The organism is Flammeovirgaceae bacterium SG7u.111 (assembly GCA_034044135.1).
GTDB lineage: Bacteria > Bacteroidota > Bacteroidia > Cytophagales > Flammeovirgaceae.
Window position 1 is genome coordinate 6,061,518 of the sequence record CP139021.1, and the last position, 18,384, is coordinate 6,079,901.

17 protein-coding genes are annotated in these 18,384 nt (G+C 37.4%); 9 read left to right on the top strand and 8 right to left on the bottom strand.

The features are described 5' to 3' along the window. The first annotated feature begins 102 nt into the window (after positions 1-102). The 4 genes from R9C00_23505 (at position 103) to R9C00_23520 (ending at position 4,226) form a co-directional block, all read left to right on the top strand. Positions 103-1,839, top strand: coding sequence for an ABC transporter ATP-binding protein (locus tag R9C00_23505; GenBank protein WPO34672.1), 1,737 nt, complete (start codon positions 103-105; stop codon positions 1,837-1,839). A gap of 53 nt (positions 1,840-1,892) precedes the next feature. Next, positions 1,893-2,666, top strand: a complete 774-nt coding sequence (locus R9C00_23510; GenBank protein ID WPO34673.1) for a TIGR02757 family protein — start codon at positions 1,893-1,895, stop codon at positions 2,664-2,666. Positions 2,667-2,678: 12 nt separating this feature from the next. Beyond that, complete coding sequence (locus R9C00_23515; protein ID WPO34674.1) at positions 2,679-3,176, top strand: hypothetical protein; 498 nt, start codon at positions 2,679-2,681, stop codon at positions 3,174-3,176. Positions 3,177-3,500: 324 nt separating this feature from the next. Further along, positions 3,501-4,226, top strand: coding sequence for a hypothetical protein (locus tag R9C00_23520; GenBank protein WPO34675.1), 726 nt, complete (start codon positions 3,501-3,503; stop codon positions 4,224-4,226). Between the two features lie 160 nt (positions 4,227-4,386). Here R9C00_23520 and R9C00_23525 read toward each other — a convergent pair whose 3' ends face one another. After that, a complete protein-coding gene (locus R9C00_23525; GenBank protein ID WPO34676.1) occupies positions 4,387-5,934 on the bottom strand; it encodes a hydroxymethylglutaryl-CoA reductase in 1,548 nt (515 codons plus the stop codon). Positions 5,935-6,112: 178 nt separating this feature from the next. Between R9C00_23525 and R9C00_23530 the strand changes: the two genes are divergently transcribed. Beyond that, a complete protein-coding gene (locus tag R9C00_23530) occupies positions 6,113-6,289 on the top strand; it encodes a hypothetical protein (GenBank protein WPO34677.1) in 177 nt (58 codons plus the stop codon). A 25-nt stretch (positions 6,290-6,314) separates the two neighbouring features. Continuing rightward, complete coding sequence (locus R9C00_23535; GenBank protein ID WPO34678.1) at positions 6,315-6,659, top strand: Hpt domain-containing protein; 345 nt, start codon at positions 6,315-6,317, stop codon at positions 6,657-6,659. Positions 6,660-6,671: 12 nt separating this feature from the next. Here the strand turns inward: R9C00_23535 and R9C00_23540 are convergent, their stop codons facing one another. From R9C00_23540 to truA, 4 genes are all read right to left on the bottom strand, one after another. Further along, positions 6,672-8,471, bottom strand: coding sequence for a M23 family metallopeptidase (locus R9C00_23540; GenBank protein WPO34679.1), 1,800 nt, complete (start codon positions 8,469-8,471; stop codon positions 6,672-6,674). 181 nt (positions 8,472-8,652) lie between these two features. Then, positions 8,653-9,474: an energy transducer TonB gene (locus tag R9C00_23545; protein WPO34680.1), complete on the bottom strand. Its 822-nt coding sequence runs from the start codon at positions 9,472-9,474 to the stop codon at positions 8,653-8,655. Positions 9,475-10,020: 546 nt separating this feature from the next. Next, complete coding sequence (locus R9C00_23550; protein ID WPO34681.1) at positions 10,021-11,082, bottom strand: M42 family metallopeptidase; 1,062 nt, start codon at positions 11,080-11,082, stop codon at positions 10,021-10,023. A gap of 136 nt (positions 11,083-11,218) precedes the next feature. Beyond that, on the bottom strand, positions 11,219-11,968 hold the full coding sequence (truA, locus tag R9C00_23555; protein WPO34682.1) for a tRNA pseudouridine(38-40) synthase TruA: 750 nt from the start codon (positions 11,966-11,968) through the stop codon (positions 11,219-11,221). A 940-nt stretch (positions 11,969-12,908) separates the two neighbouring features. Here truA and R9C00_23560 point away from each other — a divergent pair. Further along, positions 12,909-13,841, top strand: coding sequence for a HAMP domain-containing sensor histidine kinase (locus R9C00_23560; GenBank protein ID WPO34683.1), 933 nt, complete (start codon positions 12,909-12,911; stop codon positions 13,839-13,841). Here R9C00_23560 and R9C00_23565 read toward each other — a convergent pair. Further along, the gene (locus R9C00_23565) at positions 13,819-15,156 is read right to left on the bottom strand and encodes a hypothetical protein (GenBank protein ID WPO34684.1); all 1,338 of its coding nucleotides are present in this window, start codon (positions 15,154-15,156) and stop codon (positions 13,819-13,821) included. The two genes, R9C00_23560 and R9C00_23565, sit on opposite strands and share 23 nt — an antisense overlap. A 113-nt stretch (positions 15,157-15,269) precedes the next feature. Here R9C00_23565 and R9C00_23570 point away from each other — a divergent pair, with 113 nt between their 5' ends. Then, positions 15,270-15,548 carry a hypothetical protein gene (locus R9C00_23570; protein ID WPO34685.1) on the top strand — a complete coding sequence of 93 codons (279 nt, stop codon included), beginning with the start codon at positions 15,270-15,272 and terminating at the stop codon, positions 15,546-15,548. A gap of 110 nt (positions 15,549-15,658) precedes the next feature. On the opposite strand, the gene R9C00_23575 is transcribed toward R9C00_23570, so the two are convergent. Continuing rightward, positions 15,659-15,853: a hypothetical protein gene (locus tag R9C00_23575; protein WPO34686.1), complete on the bottom strand. Its 195-nt coding sequence runs from the start codon at positions 15,851-15,853 to the stop codon at positions 15,659-15,661. 525 nt (positions 15,854-16,378) lie between these two features. Here R9C00_23575 and R9C00_23580 point away from each other — a divergent pair. Beyond that, the gene (locus R9C00_23580; protein ID WPO34687.1) at positions 16,379-17,830 is read left to right on the top strand and encodes a S41 family peptidase; all 1,452 of its coding nucleotides are present in this window, start codon (positions 16,379-16,381) and stop codon (positions 17,828-17,830) included. A 68-nt stretch (positions 17,831-17,898) separates the two neighbouring features. Here the strand turns inward: R9C00_23580 and R9C00_23585 are convergent, their stop codons facing one another. Next, positions 17,899-18,360: a GNAT family N-acetyltransferase gene (locus R9C00_23585; protein WPO34688.1), complete on the bottom strand. Its 462-nt coding sequence runs from the start codon at positions 18,358-18,360 to the stop codon at positions 17,899-17,901. Positions 18,361-18,384: the final 24 nt, after the last annotated feature.

An 18,384-nucleotide genomic window follows, 5' to 3' on the forward strand; every position in this document is an offset into this window, starting at 1 on the left:
ACAGTTGATACTTTTTCAATTTTTTTTATTTTTTCTGACCTTTTTTGGCTCAATTTGGTTATCCTTCTTTGATACACCTCCAACTATCATTTGACATTAAGTATGAGTAAACAAAAAACGACGGTCTCACAAGTCTTTAAAGAGTTTATATGGCCGCGTAAGCTGCTGATTTTTTGGGGTTTGATATTGATTATTATCGGTCGGATGGCCAGTTTGGTGCTCCCTTGGAAAAGTAAGGAACTGATTGATGATATTGTGCCTAATAATGATCTGGAAGGGTTAACAAACCTGCTAATCATAGTAGGAATAGCCATTTCAGCACAGGCAATCACCTCCTTTTCCCTTACAAAATTATTAAGCGTGGAAGCCCAGCGGTTGATTTCAGAATTAAGAGCTCAAGTCCAACGCAAAATATTGACACTCCCCATTTCCTTTTTCGATAATAATAAATCAGGGGCGCTGGTATCTCGGATTATGACGGATGTAGAAGGAGTAAGAAACTTGATAGGCACGGGGCTAGTACAGCTATTTGGCGGGACGCTCACAGCTATCATTTCACTTGGGTTGTTGATCAACATCAGCCCGACCATGACCTTGTATGTATTGGTGCCCGTGGTTCTATTTGGAGTAATCGCCCTTAAAGCATTTGGGTACATCCGCCCGATATTTAGGAACAGGGGGAAAATCAATGCTGAAGTAACGGGAAGGCTTACCGAAACGCTAAATGGCGTGCGAGTAATTAAAGGTTTTAATGCAGAAGAGCAAGAAAACAAGAGTTTTGAGAATGGGGTAAATAGGCTCTTTTTGAATGTAAAAAAGAGCTTGACTACAACTGCCATGGTCACAAGTACTTCCACTTTTTTACTGGGTTTGGCAAGTACGGGTATCATGGGAATTGGTGGATATTACATAATCAATGGAGATTTGACTTTTGGTGAATTTCTTTCATTTACGCTCTATTTGGGCTTTTTGATTGCCCCAATTGTACAAATGAGCAATATAGGAAGCCAACTGACCGAGGCATTTGCTGGCTTGGACCGTACGTCCGAAATCATGGAAATGTCTCCTGAAAATGACCCGGAAACCAGAACAGTGAAACTAGGAGAAATTGTTGGCGACATAAGGTTTGATAATGTATCTTTTGCCTATGATGAAGATAAGGACGTATTGCACAAGATTTCGTTTGATGCGCCGAAGGGTAGTGTTACTGCTTTGGTGGGAACTTCGGGGTCGGGCAAATCGACAATTGCGAGCTTAGCGGCTTCTTTTTTAAACCCTCGTTCAGGAACGATCACGGTAGATGGACAAGACTTATCGAAGGTAAGTCTCGATTCTTTCCGAAGCCAGTTAGGAGTGGTACTCCAAGATGATTTCCTTTTTGAGGGTACTATCAGGGAAAATATCCTTTTCCCCCGCCCCGAAGCCTCAGAAGAACGATTGATTGAAGCGGTAAAAGCTGCTTATGTAGATGAATTTACAGACCGGTTTGAAAAAGGGTTAGATACGGTAATTGGTGAACGAGGAATTAAGCTTTCGGGTGGACAGCGCCAGCGAATAGCTATTGCAAGAGCTATTTTGGCAAATCCAAGGGTGTTGATTTTGGATGAAGCTACTTCTAACCTAGATACAGAAAGTGAAATGTTGATCCAAAAGAGTTTGGCAGAGTTGATGAAGGGACGAACAACTTTCGTAATTGCGCATAGGCTAAGCACCATTCGCCAGGCTGACCAGATTTTGGTGATAGAAAATGGTAAAATAGCTGAAAGGGGAAATCACCAAGAATTAATTGATAGCGAAGGTAGGTACTTTCAGTTATTTACTTACCAGAGCAGGATTTAAAAACCAACAGAGGTTGAAAGGTAAAATTTGCACATTGATATTTTCATTATAAAGTGGAGGCAGCGGAAATTAGAGACTTACTGGAAACAAAGGCGGAAGAATACAATCAACCAGGGTTTATCAAAGATGATCCTATTTGTATCCCTCACCTTTTCACAAAAAAGCAAGACATAGAAATAGCGGGATTTTTTGCAGCAATGTTGGCTTGGGGACAACGGAAAACGATTATAAATAAGTGTAGGGAGCTGATCGGGATGATGGACAATACTCCTTTTGATTTCATCAAAAATCATCAAGATTCTGATCTCAAATCTTTTCTGAGTTTCAAACATAGAACTTTTAACGCCACGGACACGCTGTACTTCCTCGAATTTTTCAAACAGTTTTACGCTGAAAACGAATCCTTAGAAATGGCTTTTTCCAAACATATTTCTGCTGAAGAAACTAATGTGGAACAAGGACTGAGGGGGTTTCATGACATCTTTTTTAGCTTACCCGATTTTCCTGAACGCACAAAAAAACATATTGCCACCCCAGCGCGAAAATCGGCTTGTAAGCGGCTGAATATGTACCTACGCTGGATGGTGCGCAACGATGAAAAAGGAGTAGACTTTGGTATTTGGAATACGATAAAACCTTCCCAGCTAATCTGCCCGCTAGATGTTCATGTAGAGCGTGTGGGAAAAGCGCTTGGTCTCTTACATCGCAAACCAACTGACTGGAGAGCCGCTACCGAATTGACGGGAAATTTGAAAAAAATTAATCCAGATGATCCAGTTCGGTACGATTTTGCATTGTTTGGATTAGGGTTAGAAGGTTTTAAATAAAAAAAAATTATCATGAGAAACATTATTGTGTTCGTTACATTATTCAGCCTTATTTTAGTTTCATGCGGTGATGATAATCTCGACCCATCAAACAACTTAGATGATGGAATCGGTCCATCGGACAAGGAGATGGCGGGAATGGTTGAGGGTAATATTGTAAACCAAAATAATGGCCCTAAAAAAACGTATTTGATAGATTCAGCTTTTGTTACGGAAACTACTCCTGAATCCATAGCCCATTTGTATTACGATTTTCAAGGTGAAGATTCACTTACGCTTACGCTATGGAGAGTCACTTCTGATTACAATTATCATACACCTATGGACAGCAGCCAGAACAGCATCTTATTTGCCGAGCTAAATGGAGATACGCTGGAAATGATTCCAAGTGCTGTTTCTATACAACCTCGACCAGAATTCAACGCTTATCATGTAGTACTCAACTTGCACACGGTGGCGAATGGAGATTATAATGGAACTGCTGATAGCGTCATCAAAGTAAATTATTAGGCACATCAGTAGGACGTTTTAGTTCATATCAGAAGGCGAAGTGCGTTAATTTGCACTTCGCCTTTTTTGTTTGGCGACCAATTCAACATCTTCAGTTTTACCCAAATCCTTATGTGAGAATCAGATGCATTTTTTACTTTTTACTCATACCTCAAACCCCAGGGCCTATTTTTGTAAATAAAACATCAAAAAAACTTACACGAAAAGAGATACTTAGGATAAATCCCCCGTTATTTTATTAACTTTTATTTAAGTATTGGATAAGGTAAATTATACCAATCAGTTGTTATTTAGAAGATAAGTAAACTGGCACAAAAGGCAAAGATGTCCTCATTAATCTGTGCTAACCCAAAACCAAGTATTAATATCCTAATTATTTATATGAAAGCTTTTGTGACAAAGATCTATCTCACCCTTGCCCTTAGCTTCTTTTCATTCCAATACCTTTCCGCTCAAGATCCCGTAAATGATCCTTTGGGAAAGCCTGATATCTGGAAACTGATAAAAGTTGATTACCAAGATACAAGCCTATGGGCTAGCTATGTTGGCACCCCTTGGGACCAGATGACAGAAAGTACTAGGTCCCTAATACTAGGGTGGCAAGCAGAATTAGCTGAATTTAGCTTTGCAAATGGTGTGACTATCCTTGCAGAAACAACGGTAGAAGAAGATTCTGAAAGCGATGAGTTTTGGGGAATAGAAGAAGAAGAAGCAAGTAGCAGTAACCAAATGCTTGAAGAAATTGAAGTCACAGCAGAAGAAGAGCAAATTGACTACTTAAGAGATCTAAAAGATATCATGCTCTTCGACTCTCCTGAAGAAGAAGATTTGAAGGCAAACATCAACCAAAACTTCTTTATTATAGAAGATCTCTATACTGAAGAATATGCCGCACTGGGCGTTAAATATGTAAATTACGAAACTGTTTACCCTAATTTTGACTACGACCAAGTTCAATGGGTGGAAGACAAGGCCAAAGAGTTAAAAATGTTGAAAGAGAAACAATTCAATGAGATAAAAATCAATATGCTGGCTGGCGAAGACTTCTAGCCTCCCAACTAAGAGCATACATTTTTCTTATTCGATTCGAAAAGTAAACAATCATCCCATTTAATAACAAGAAATATCTTACAAGCAAAGGCAACAAAAAAGCCTCCCTTAAGGACGGCTTTTCTTATGTAAGAATTTCATTACGCTTCAACCTTCTTTTTCATCTATTTCTACCGTATTTTTCATGACTAGAAACCCAATCGGAGGAGGAAATAGCTGCCCCTAGCGAAATTTCCCCAGCTAAGGCAACCGCACCAATAATTTCAGCCAATTTATTCACCTTACCTCTTCCATAACAGTCTAAAACTTCTAGGCATTCGCGCTGGGTTGGCAAACCTGTCCCCCCACCAAAAGTGGCCACAATTAACGATGGGATGGTAAGTGAGAGATACAAATCTCCTTCAGGAGTTACCTCGCTATAAAAAATACCTGCCGAAGACTCCGCTACATTTGCTACATCTTGCCCTGTCGCTATAAAAATAGCCGTGATAGCATTTGGGGAATGGGCACCGTTGTTATTTGCCCCGCAAAAAAATGCGCCTAGTGTAGAAATATTTGAGTGATAGTTGAGCTGTGAAGGTTCCACTCTCATTTGTTGGATTAGCACATCACGTTTAATTGTTGCTTCGGCTATCACTCTTTTGCCCCTTGTCCTCATCACGTTTATCTGTGATGCTTTTTTATCGGTTGCAAAATTAGACTCGAGGTAAAAGTTGCTAACAGGGTGTTCATAATGATCCAAAATCCAGCTACATGCTGCAAAAGTTGCCCTGCCCACCATATTCTGTCCAGCCGCATCTCCTGTTGAGTAATTAAACCTTAGGTACACAAATTTATTGGTAAGATATGGATCTACATACAGCAGTTTTGCTATCGAAGAAGTGGCTTCTGCATGGTCTCTGATTTCATCCATATTTTCATTTACCCAATCCACAAAAGCCTTGCACTGCCGAGCATCTTCAAACACAAAAACCGGTGCTCGCTGCATAGCATCAGCTACTACAGTAACTTTTACACCACCACACAAATTAACCACTTTTATCCCTCTGTTATATGAAGCAACCAATGTTCCTTCAGAGGTAGCAAGAGGTACTACAAATTCCCCTTTGGCATGCTCTCCATTAATATTAATAGGACCGGCAAAACCCAATGGAACTTGTGCTACTCCTGTAAAGTTCTCACAGTTACCTTGTGTGAGAGTAGGGTCAAAGGAATAGCTAAAAATATGCTTGAGCTCCGACTCAGTTAGGCTATTTATAAAATTTTGACGTTCTTTTATGATCTTTGGGTTATAATCATCTAAATCATTCCTAGGAATACGCACAAGGTGCTCATCGCCTGAGGAGATACTGTCTTCTACTTTAAGATGGAGTTTACCATGCTTCTTTACCTGAAATAGAATCTCTATTTTATGCTTGCCATCTTCCAACTCCACACCATCAACAAAAACTCTAATCACATGCCTTAGAGGAAAAAGCTGTGGCTGTTTTTTGGTCAACTCAGTAATGGGCATCACTTTTCCCTTTCCAAAATCAAGCATAACCTTTCCAAGGGGAATACCCTTCTTATTTATCTTGATCTCGCTTATCTGTAAAAGCTCCACATCTGTCAACCGGTTTTTGAGTGCAAACTCAATTCCCCCATTTACATTTTCTAAGCTATTTCTATTGTATAGTTGTTTAAGTAAAAGGCTAGGTATGATTGTCATGGCTATAAAATTAATATGTAATGACTATGTGTTGAAAAAATACAACTCCTTGAAGTTATATGCTTGCCAATTTAAAAAACACTAGAACTGAAGGACTAGTGTTTTTTCGCTTTTGAATTTATAAACTTGCAAAAACGGATGTGTTCGTTTAGTTTGTTGCTCAAAATACAACCTGTATATGAATTTAGGAAAAAATAAAGTGTTAGTGTTTATAGTTGCCGCCATATTATTAGCTGGGCTAGGTATTTACTATTTTTTATTTGAAAGGCAGCACACCGAATGGTGGTTGGTTTTGCTTGGAGGAGGTCTGCTAAACCTTTATTTAGCTTATCAGGCAAAGTCAGGAAAGTTATAATATATCAATAGTTAAACCCAAACCCATGAAAATAGATTTTAGCTATATCACAGACGTAGCAAATGGCAGGACAGAATTGCTAGTAAAGCTCTTAAAAACCATATCTGCAAACCTTGAAGAATACCCCATAAATATGCAGAATGCTTTTGATAAAGGTGATTATATGAGCTTGGGAGAAATAGCCCACAAATACAAATCGAGTGTTGGTTATTTGGGAAATGAAGGGTTTACACAACTTCTCACTATGATTGACCAAATCCGTGATGAAGAAGTGGTTGATGCCGAAGAAACAAAATTATTTTTGGATGAAGTTATCAATCATTCAGCCAGCATTAAAGCTCAAATTGATCTAAAACTGAAAGAGTTTTAGATCAATTTGAGGCTATAACCTTGTTTGGTATACCTTCTTGTTTCCTGCCTTATCCGTAACTTCTAGTTTGAAGTCTCCTTTAAGGCTATCAGAACTTTCCATCAATTTCGTCCAAATTACCGCTTTCCGTGGGTCATACTCCATCATGACCCACTTCCCATTTATTGTTGCTCTGTAGGAATCTATTCCTGATAACCTATCACTGATAATGCACCGGACATACTGTCTACTCCTACTTATTACCCGTATAGTTGGAGGAATTGAATCAGCCAACAACTCAAACTCACCTAGCCCTCTAGTACTGAACGAGACAGTCGCACCTTCCCAATTTCCACCTATGAACGAGGGCTTATTTCTTTTTCCAATTCTATAAACATGGTATTTTTCCTCATGCGGAAGGGAGTCCGGAACATGAAAGTCAATTTTGATTCGCTCAAAAATAGGTGTGTAATACTCGGCAATTTGTAAGCGTTTATTTTTGATACCTAAAGTGAGGTAAAGGGTGTCGCTAAGAGCATCGGCAGGAATGTGAACATCGGCTAACTCATTATAAAAACTTGTAGATTTTTTAGGCAAAAAACCATGTAGCAAATCTGTTGTCTCTAAACTATCTGAAAGCAACAAAGAATCGGGCAACCCTTGTCTTAAATCCCATGCATATAGATAACCTTTCTCACTTTTGTAGTTTGGTTTTATTTCATATTCAAGTCCACCTACATTTACAATTTGAGATAAACTATCTGCATACCAAACAAAATGCTTCTGCCTTACTCCACTTTCTAATTCTGTTACCAAAGCCCCCTTTTGCACAGTAGAACTTTCGTTCCCCCTCAACTGGATAAGAATAGGCGTTGTATTGCCATAACTATCGATCAAAAAGATCTTTAACTCATGGAGCTTGCCATCTGCTTCAATCTTAAAAAAGCCATTTGTTGGGCTTTCTTCATAAAAAGGTAATTTATTCCCTAAGTCTTGATAACACTTTTGAAAAATTTTCCGATGTTCTCCCCATTGGTAATAATCAGTAAAAAGATTGATATATTGGGTTAGTTCAAAAGGTATTCCTTCTATTTCATGATGATAGATCAGCTTCCTATCTAACTCAACCTTCACCATATTTATACCATACGTATTGCTTGTTTCATTTGCTCTGTCAACTCCTTGAAACTCCACTCCTAGCAACCCAACTGCATCAATCACCCCTGAAGCTTTGTACATATTGCCACTTCTAACAACCTTTCGTTCTATCCTACCCATTTTCCCATTTAGCCTCGCATCCATAGAAAAAGTTTTGAGTGCAACTCTATAAGCAACGGGGCTTACCTTATCTTTGATTTCAGAAAAGCCGTATTTGGCAGGGTTCAGAGCTACATCATTGTTTTGCCGAATCTCAAAATGCAAATGTGGACCTCCCGAAGAACCCGTATTGCCCGAAAGCGCAATTTCCTCACCTTTTCGTACCCCAAACTGGTTCGCATTAGGAAATAGTTCTATACTAAAACTTTCCTCCTCATATTGTTTTTGTAAAACAAAGTCTTCCATATCCTTTCTGAACTTGTTTAGATGGGCATATACCGACCTCCTTCCATTGGTATGCTGAACATAAAGCACCCTTCCATAACCTGTGGGAGAAATTTTGATACGGTAAACGTAACCATCGGCAACAGCATATACAGGTAGGTTTTCTTGCCCTTGAGTTTTAATATCGAACCCTGCATGAAAATGATTAGAACGTATTTCCCCCATACTCCCTGAGAGGTAATTTTGAACACCAGGTCGAATAGGAAATATATACTTTTCTGTCTGAGCCATCAGCCCAACCCAATTGCCGAGTATGAAAAATAAAATAAGAAGATATTGAATCAACTGTTTGTGCATAATTTGGATAATAAACACTGAGAGAAGGCAAAGATTAAAAAAAATAGAGGTATAAGCACAAAAAAAGCCCAGACAATTCGTCTGGGCTTCAATATCTGTTTAAGGAAACCTTAGGTTACCCTAGCTTAAAGTTAACAGGAAGTACGATTCTTTGCTTTACAGCACGTCCCCTCTGCTTACCAGGCTTCCATTTTTTTGCTTTTTGCAAAACTCTAATAGCTTCTTCGTCACAGCCTGCACCAATTCCTCTAATTACTTTCACGTCAGTAAGAGACCCGTCTTTGTCCACAACAAACTGAACATAAACTTTACCTTCTACACCCATCCTTTTGGCTTGGTTAGGGTATTTAACGTTCTTACCTACCCACTTCAAGAAAGTAACCATACCGCCATCAGGCTCAGCACCTTCCTCTACAATTTCGAAGATCTGATCAGCAACCTCTTCTTCTACTTCTTCAGGTTCTTCCATTACCACTTCTTCGATAACAGTTTCCTCGTCAGCTTCCATATCTAGATCTACCTCAATCTCTTCTTCAATTTCTTCTTCATCAGGTACCTCTATAATTTCAGGAGCTTGAATTTTTGGTGGTGGAGGTGGCTTTTGCTCCGTAGGAGGTATTTCCATCATCTCTTCCATTTCTGCATCTAACGTGCCCAAATCAACCAATTCTTGGTCATCGAAGTCAGGCATCTCGAAGGCAGCAAGCACTAAACCTAAGCTTAACGCTAATCCAACATTACGAACCAACCCTCTGTATTTGTGGTTGTCCACCGAATAATACTTTTTGGTCAAATAGTCTCCATCTTTTCCCTCAGAGATAATCTTTTCAGTTTTCTTGTTGATTATCGACCTGAGAATTAAGATAGTACCTATGACCAATAACACGAAAATCAAAATGATTCCCAGCATTCCAATTGAGTCAAGAAATCTTAACATAGTACTAAAATAATGAGGTTTACAATATTTTTGAAACAGCTTACTATAACTTCCCTATAAAGATAGGACTATTATAATAAGTAACAAATAAAATAAAATATGGTTTTGTTAGTAAAAGGTGGTGGATTTATATTAGTAACCTTAGAAAAAAAATTGGTTAGTAATTTTAGATCAAATTGAACGCCTTGGTTAGTAATTTTAGATTAGACTGTGAATGTGTTAAAAATCAGTCAGTAATTTTAGATTAATCGAACAATCTGATGATCATTCTTTTTTGGCTTTCAAATCAAACAACATGACCTCCAACCTTTAAGTTCATGCAAATTTAAATTTTTACTGATTTTATGGTACTTTTCAATTGATTAATTTCTAAAATAATTCAAACAAAGTATTTAAATAACTGATTACAAGTCATTTAATAATGTTAATTTTGCATTTTAAAAACTTGATAAAAATCATTTTTCATTTAAAGCCTTATACAAATAGCCAAGATAAATAATATATCTTGGCTATTCGAATTAAAGAAACTAGTCTTAGCGTATACTATTAATGAGTCCAATTATAGCTATCGACCTCTTCCAATGCTGCTGTAAGTAAGTCTATTGTCGCTATTACATCGTCTTGGTGAGCCATTTCAGTCACTTGGTGCACATAGCGAAGAGGTATAGATAAAGCTCCTGCTATGGCACCATTTTTTCCCATACGCTGCAAACCTGCTGTATCCGTACTTCCACCCGTAAGTACTTCTGGCTGCCAACTTATATCATTTTTCTTAGCCGTCACTTTAAGGAAATCAACCATTCTTCGGTCACAAATCACTCCCGCATCGTATAATTTAACCGCAGTACCTTTTCCCAGCTCAGTAACCTTCTCGTGTGCCTGCACCCCTGGTGAATCATTGGCTATGGTAACATCTATAGCAAGCCCAAAATCAGGGTTTATTTTATGCGCTGCAACACTCGCACCTCTTAGACCCACTTCTTCTTGCACGGTAAATGTTGCATAAACATCATATACTGGTGATTTTAACTTGCGAAGTGTCTCGATCAAAATATAAACAGATAACCTATTATCAAGTGATTTACCATTGATCATTTCACCTATTTCAATTAGGTCTTGTTTTCTGGTAATTGCATCGCCCACCGAAACCATTTTCTCGACCTCTTCTTTGGGCAAGCCCAAGTCAATATAAAAATCAGAGAGCTTAGGTGCTTTCGTCCTCTCCTCTGGGGACATTATATGAATTGGCTTGCTTCCCATTACCCCCACCAAATCTTTTGTGCCATGTACCAGCACCCTCATCGAGGTCAACGTTTTGGAATCAAAACCTCCTAATGGCTGAAATTTAATAAACCCAGCATCATCTATATGGGTAACCATAAACCCTATTTCATCGAGATGAGCAGCAACCATCACCTTTTTATTATGTGGGTTGTTTACTCCCTTTTTTAAGGCAAAAATATTCCCAAGGTTATCTACTTCTACTTCATCTACTAAGCCAGTAATTTCTTGCAACACAAAATCCCGAATATTCTTTTCAAAACCAGGAGCACCAGGTATTTCACAAATACTACTTAGCTTACTTATATCTACTTTTCTTTTACTCATTAGAAATATATTTTAAATGTATCACCACAATAAACCTTATAATCTTTTAAAAATAAAGAGTTTTTTAGAAACATGTACCCTATAATTGATGGAAATAGGAATGGGTATTTACTTGATTCCTTTTAACTTACCACTTTTAGTTTTCAAGAAAAACATGATTTGGATACTCTACTTTTTTGAGGTACAAGCCATGAGCAGGGACAGCAAAACTCTTAGTACCCTGCTCTTTTTTTTCAAGGATCTCAGTCAAAAAAGAAGCAGCTTGATTTCCATCCCCCACCTCAAGCAAAGCTCCAGTCACCAAGCGAACCATCCCCCTCAAAAAACGATTTGCTTTGATAGTAAAAACCAATAGCTCACCTCTTTTTTCCCACTTTGCTTCCATCACTTCGCACAAATAATGGCTCACATCAACCCTCGTTTTGCAAAAAGCTTGAAAATCATGTTCTCCCAACAATACTTTACAGGCATAGTTCATCTCCTCCAAATCCAAATCTACTTTGCTCTGGTGTGCTAAACCCTGCCAAAAAGGGCTTTTATGGGTGATAATCAAATACTCATAAGTTCTTCTGATGGCATCGAACCGAGCATGGGCATCAGGTTTTACTTCCTTTAGCGAAAGAACAGCTATATCGTTGGGTAAAAATGAATTTAATTTGTGCAAAAAATCCTGAATAGGAAGTGGCTTCTCAAGATCAAAATGAGCAAATTGACTCCGACAATGGACACCCGTGTCAGTTCTACCACTTGCTACCAAATCAACCGGCTGACGTAACATTTTTGACAAGCGATCTTCCAAAACAGCTTCCACTGTATTTGCATTTTCTTGAATCTGCCATCCGTGATAACTACTTCCGTTATAAGCTATTTCTAAAAAATATCTCATGCTCAGTTTTTAAGTTCCCTCAAAAATAGCAGTTATATCAAAGCAATTAAAACAGAAACAGACAATACTCGAAAGTTACTCATAATAAAGGTATTAGAAGGTATGAACGAGAAGGTGTTAACACTTAAGGAGTGACATTAAGTATAATTCACAATCAAATTGATTGTTCAGACACTTGTTGTATAGAAGCCACGTTCTAAATACACAAACACCATGTGTAGGCGTTATAACATCTATTATATGTGAAACCAAAAGCCTTAGCGTAGACTAAACTGACAAACAACCATAGGTAATTTACTCACTTATGATTAATTTAAATGATAAAAATGAGTTTTTGAAAAAGGTTAGGAATGGTATTCCTTCAGCTTCTGCGAATGATTGCCAGAAATTCAAAGACTGCTACTCAAAAGAAAACCTTAAAAGGGCGGGACAACTTAATATACTTGTGCTATTACTGACAGGTATATTGTTAGTAATCGACATTGTCTTCACTCCTTTCAAGGGTTACCTTACTTATGATGTATTTGCATTTTCAGCATCAGTTCTTTTTTTAATTATTAGCCGATTGCCCAAAAGCATCAAATCCCTCAATAGTCTTGTTTTCAACAATATCTATATCCTTTTTTTACAAACATCACTCGTATGGGCTTCACTTATTAGCTTAACAGAAATCAGTTCAGGAAGTGGAGGGTTTGAAACATATATAATTGTAAGCATTTCAATAGCCAGTATCTTCACTTTCAATAGCAAACAGTTCTCTATCGTTTTTGCCCCTAGTATTATCACCCTACTTTTGGCAACATATCTCAATCAAAATATTACACCTACTGAGCTTTTAACCAAGCATTTTGCGATTTTTAGTCTCATACCTATCCTTTGGGCAATATCTAGGCTTATGTACAAAACCAAACATAAGGAACTACAATCCAGAAGAGACAGCATGGAAATACAAGAACTACTCAAACATGAAATTCAAGAAAGAGTAGCAAGTGAAGCTTCATTAAAAAGTCTCACAGGTAAACTAGAAACACTAGTTGCCCAAAGAACTAAAAACTTAGAGCAAACGAACAATGAACTTCAAAAAGAAATACTTGAAAGAAAAGCTATAGAACTAGAAAATTTTGAAAGCAAAAAGCAACTTCAAGAACAGAATCTTGCTCTCAGAAAGGTCAATGATGAACTTGATATGTTCGTTTATAGAACCTCTCATGACCTCCGAGCGCCTTTATCATCATTACTTGGTCTGATAAATATTTCTAGGGGAGAATATAACTCAGAAGAATCATTAGGATACTACCTTGACTTGATGCAGAAAAGCGTCAACAAGCTCGATAATTATATTAGCGATATTTTAGATTACTCTCAAAACACAAGACTTAGGGTAAGGAAAAATGAAATCAACTTTCATACTTTAATTGAAGAGATTCTTGATGGGCAAAAATACCAAGACCCATTTCAACAAGTTGAAATAGAACTAGATATCCAGCACCCAACTGCATTCTTTACAGATCAAAAAAGACTTCAAATCATACTCAACAATATAGTTTCAAATGCCTTTAGGTTCAGAAAGACGAATGAACCACACCAAAAAATACAAATAAAATTCCATGTCAAAAATAACACTGCTTTTATTGAAATTTCTGATAATGGTCAAGGCATAGAACAAAACCGAATCAATAAAATATTCGAAATGTTTTACAGAGGAGCTGAAAATAGCAAGGGTTCAGGTCTCGGTTTGTACATTGTAAAAGAAGCTGTAAACAAAATAGGTGGAACCATAGCAGTTGATTCAGAGGTCAATCACGGTTCGACTTTCAAACTGGAAATCCCTTCACAGAAAAAGGTAAAAGCTAAAGTAGCCGTTCCTGCTTAGTTGAATTCATTCTACTGAAATCCCAAAATTCATAAAGCACTATACATATCACGGCTAACAGTGATATAGTTAAATACTTTCCTTCAAATAATTCTTCTTTGAACAGAAAGGGCACGTAGCACGATAGTGAAATCAAATTCATAGCTATTGCTACAAACCATAATCTCCCCACAAAGAATACATAAACAATAGCAAAAATATCTGCAGCAAAAAAGTACCTCTCATGCATTTTAGGTAGAAAAAAAGGTATCACCATCACAGAAATAAAAGCTATTCGTATTAGAACTTCTTTATTAAACTTTATATCTAATTTTAATACTACTCCTACAAATAGCATCACAAAACAGAATGCCAGTATGATTCCCCAAGTATTAAATAGCTCAAATGGAGCATTGGGGAATAAATTATACAAGGATGGTGAATTATAGGCTAAAGAGGGATAACGCACTACCTGCCTTGCATAAATCAGAAGCAAATCAAAGAAACTTCTCCCAAGTAGCACATTAGGTAAGATTGTTATAACCCAAACTAAGGGGATGATCAGAAACTCCCATAGCTTAACTTTTCTAGATAAATATATAAAAGTAAGTGGTAACACAAAAAAGACTGCTTGTAATTTGAACATCAGACCGAAGGCAAAAAAGACTATCGCTAACCTGAAATTTGGAAGGTCTTTGATCATATAATACAAAGACCAAAGTAAAAATGCAGTAAAAATCATATCGCATTGTGCCCACAGTGCCCCATTAAACAAGACAGTAGGAGCCAATAATAGGACTAGAGCTGCAAAAAAGGGACGAAAACCTGTAGGGTTCTTCAATGCAACAATTTTGAATAATGCCCACGCACCTAAAAAATCAAACAAAACTGTAAGAAGCTTAATGGAATAAAGCTTATGAATAGGCAAGTAGGTCAATCCCGCCATTAGGTATAAGTAGAGCGAATTGTAATCAGAGAAATTCCTATATTTTAGTGCAGCAAACCCTCCATTGTCTTTTATGTAGTCAAACCAAACTGATAGGGCTTCTCTATAATCATCTGTCTGGAAATCGAACAACCCAAACCTCAAGGCTAAGGAAGCTAACAATAACAACAACCAAGAAAGCCTCCCTGTATAGCGTTTTCTATACATTTCATTTGACAAAAAAACATCAAACAACAACACACTAGTAAGAAATATGACAGATGCTACCAAATACTTATTAATGGTTCCGTAAGGAGCTAGGGTATGATAAAAAACAGATAACGGGACATGGAATGGCAACAGGAACAAAAGCAAGCAAGGACTTAACGTAAGCAAGAATTTCTTTTTCATATATTCTCTTTTTATAAAATCATAGCCCTTTCAGCAATGATATTCTCCTAACTTTGAGTTGATACTGATTCGCCATGCTTTCATCAGACGTTTTAATTCAAGCCCAATTCTAAATGGAAGAAATAGAAATAAAAAACATACTCTTAAAGAATATAGAAAAGTTCGATATAATTGAGTTTTGCCCCAATGGAGGTTGGCCAAATTTTAAAAAACTGAGGGTCATAATTAATAAAGCAGAGCAAAATGGAGATACCTATATATTGAATATCACTCTTCTTTATCAGTGTGATATACCGGGAGGGTGTTTTGCTGGTAACGACTTGCTAGAACAAATCCGCAAAACCGTCAAAATACACAAGAATGAGTTGGTCGATATCTCACCAACAAATTAAAACAAAACCCTCCAGCGTGCCTGAAGGGCGAGTCGTACCATAGGAAATTATAAAAGTATTTCCTTAAAAATCTTAGTCCAAAAATAGCCGCGGCTTTCTACACTAAAAAATTAGTTCATCTTGCTTTTGGAAGTACCCAAAGTTGGGAAATCATGCCATTTGGTAAACGAATCAGCTTTTGCCATTATCTTTTTGTGCAATTCTTTGGTGTATTTACCTTCCAACTCATTGAATTGCTCGTCGAAGTAACCAAATGTTTTAACCTGATCATCAGATAGTAAGTAAACTGCCTTAATCCTTTGCATAATAGTATTGATTAGTGTTGATATAAAATATTTATTTTCCCTTATACTACATTTCTAGAATACAATTAAGTAATTTCTTATAATTCAAGAACACAAACACGCAATAACAGTTTGTTAACAGGTTGTGAAATTTACTTAAAACACTAACAGAGGATTGCCTAAAAAGATACGCACATGATGTGCCTATAGGCAAAAGATTGGCAATATGGATAGATATGTGGTGATTCTGTTATCTTGGTGATAACGAACAGGATTTTTTTGAGTGTAACAAATCTAATACAAAACATCCAAAAAGAAGTGAGATTGAAGAATTATCTTCCAAATCAAAACTACAAAAAAATCTTTTGCTATAAATCATAATGCCCTAAAGCAAACTCCCTTCTCAACTGTTTAAACCCCTACCCTAGCTTCTGTTTACCTTTATTTTGCTAACAATATTTAAAAAAAAGGTGCTGGACAACCCTTTCTTTTATTTAGGAGTTAAAATAATTACATTTGAATTACGTAATTTATTAAACTGAAACTATGAAAAAACTAACAATAACCTTCGCTATTCTTGTATTTGTTACAAGGATACTAGCCCAAGGATTAAGCGAGGAAGCACTACCAAAAGGTACTATACTCTCTCCAAAAGCACTTACAGAAGACTTTGAGCAACTTAACAACCTCTTAAAAACTTATCATTCTGGCTTATTTTGGTACATGGATAGATTTACGTGGGATAATGAAGTAAAATCAATAAAAAACCAACTAACGGAACCTATGGGTGAAATGGACTTTTATCGTCTTGTAAACCCGTTAATAGCCAAAATAGCCTGCGGCCATACCGCCATAAGACCTTCCCATTCCTTCTATATAGATTACAATCAAAATGGAACTATGTTTCCTGTACAAGTAAAGTTCTTGGAAGGAAAAGCATATGTGCAACAAGACTTTAGTAAAACACCAGGATTAGAAAAAGGGCTTGAAATAACGGCAATAGATGGTAAGCCTATTGAAGAAGTACTCACTTTGATTATGCCACATATTACTGCAGATGGTAACATCAAATCAGCAAAATTTAACGAGCTAGAGTACTGGTTCCCCTTATTCTACACAAGGTTTGTTCAAAATACTGACACACATATCCTTACCCTGACCAAAAATGGGAAAGAGGCTAATATACCAGTAGATGCGGTAAAGCCTGCTGTTGTGAAACCTACTATTTCTCAACAAGAACCAATTTCTTTTTCCTTTTCAAAAGTAAAAGGGAATGCAAAGCCTGTTAGGACCTTAGATATAAACACTTTTAGCCAGTGGGATATAGAAGCTGCAAAAATCGATTATGACAAGTTTTTAAAACAAATATTCACCACTCTTAAAAAAGAAAAAGCTCAAGAGCTAATTATCGATTTAAGAGGAAATAATGGTGGCAATGATGATTTTGGCGCAAAGCTATTCGCCTACCTCAGCCAAGAGCCTTTTGCATATTACAGCTCAGTAGAGGTAAACCCTGAAACCAAATATGCCATTCCTCTTGCCCGACGAATGTCATACAAGTTCAAAGAAATTGATGGCAAGATACTGTATACAAATCACCCTGCGCTTGGAAAACTCCAGCCTGAAAATTTAGCTTTTGAAGGTGATGTTTATGTCCTTATTGATGGAGGTACATTTTCTGCCGCGGCAGGCTTTGCTGCTATTGCCAGCGACCAAGGAAGAGCTATTCTTATAGGAGAAGAGACAGGTGGCGCGAAATTAGGCAATACAAGTGGAGTTATTTTAGATGCTGTTTTACCTAACACAGGACTTCGCCTTTCATTACCGACCTTCCGTTATTCATTGGCCCTTCAAAACCCATCTAACAAAGGAGTAGGAGTAATTCCTGATCACAAAATCACTCCTACGGTAGAGCAATGGCTTGCTAATGAAGATGCCCAAATGGAATATGTATTTTCACTCATTGGTCAGGTAAAACTTGCACAAGCTTCCAGATAATCACAAACTCCAACAAAAAGCTTCTTATGATTTATCATAAGAAGCTTTTGTTGGACACGAGAAATATGCTACATCACTTTTGTAGCAGCGTCAGAGGTGCTGAGGAAATAGAAAAAGTCTTTACTTTTCACAAAGCCAAGTTTCTCATACAAGCCTTGAGCGGTGGTATTAGCAGCCTCCGTTTCAAGCATCACTCCCGCAGCCCCAGTACCAACTGCTAGTTGCCGAGCTTTTTCCATCAATGCAGCGCCTATCCCTTTTTTCCTAAATTCTTCTGCAACAAACAAATCATTAAGTAACCACAGCCTTTTCATAGCTACTGATGAAAACAACGGAAATAAATGGGTAAAGCCCGCAGGTTTTCCATCTACCACTGCCATGTAAATAACCGTTTCATTGTTTTCTATCCTTTCTTTCAAAAATGCTTTTGCCCCAGCCAAATCGCTAGGCTGGCGGTAAAACACTCTGTAAGCGTCAAATAACGGGGCTACTAAATCAAGTTCTGCCAAGCTTATTTCTTTTATATCCATTGCCAATGATATTTGTTCGGATTG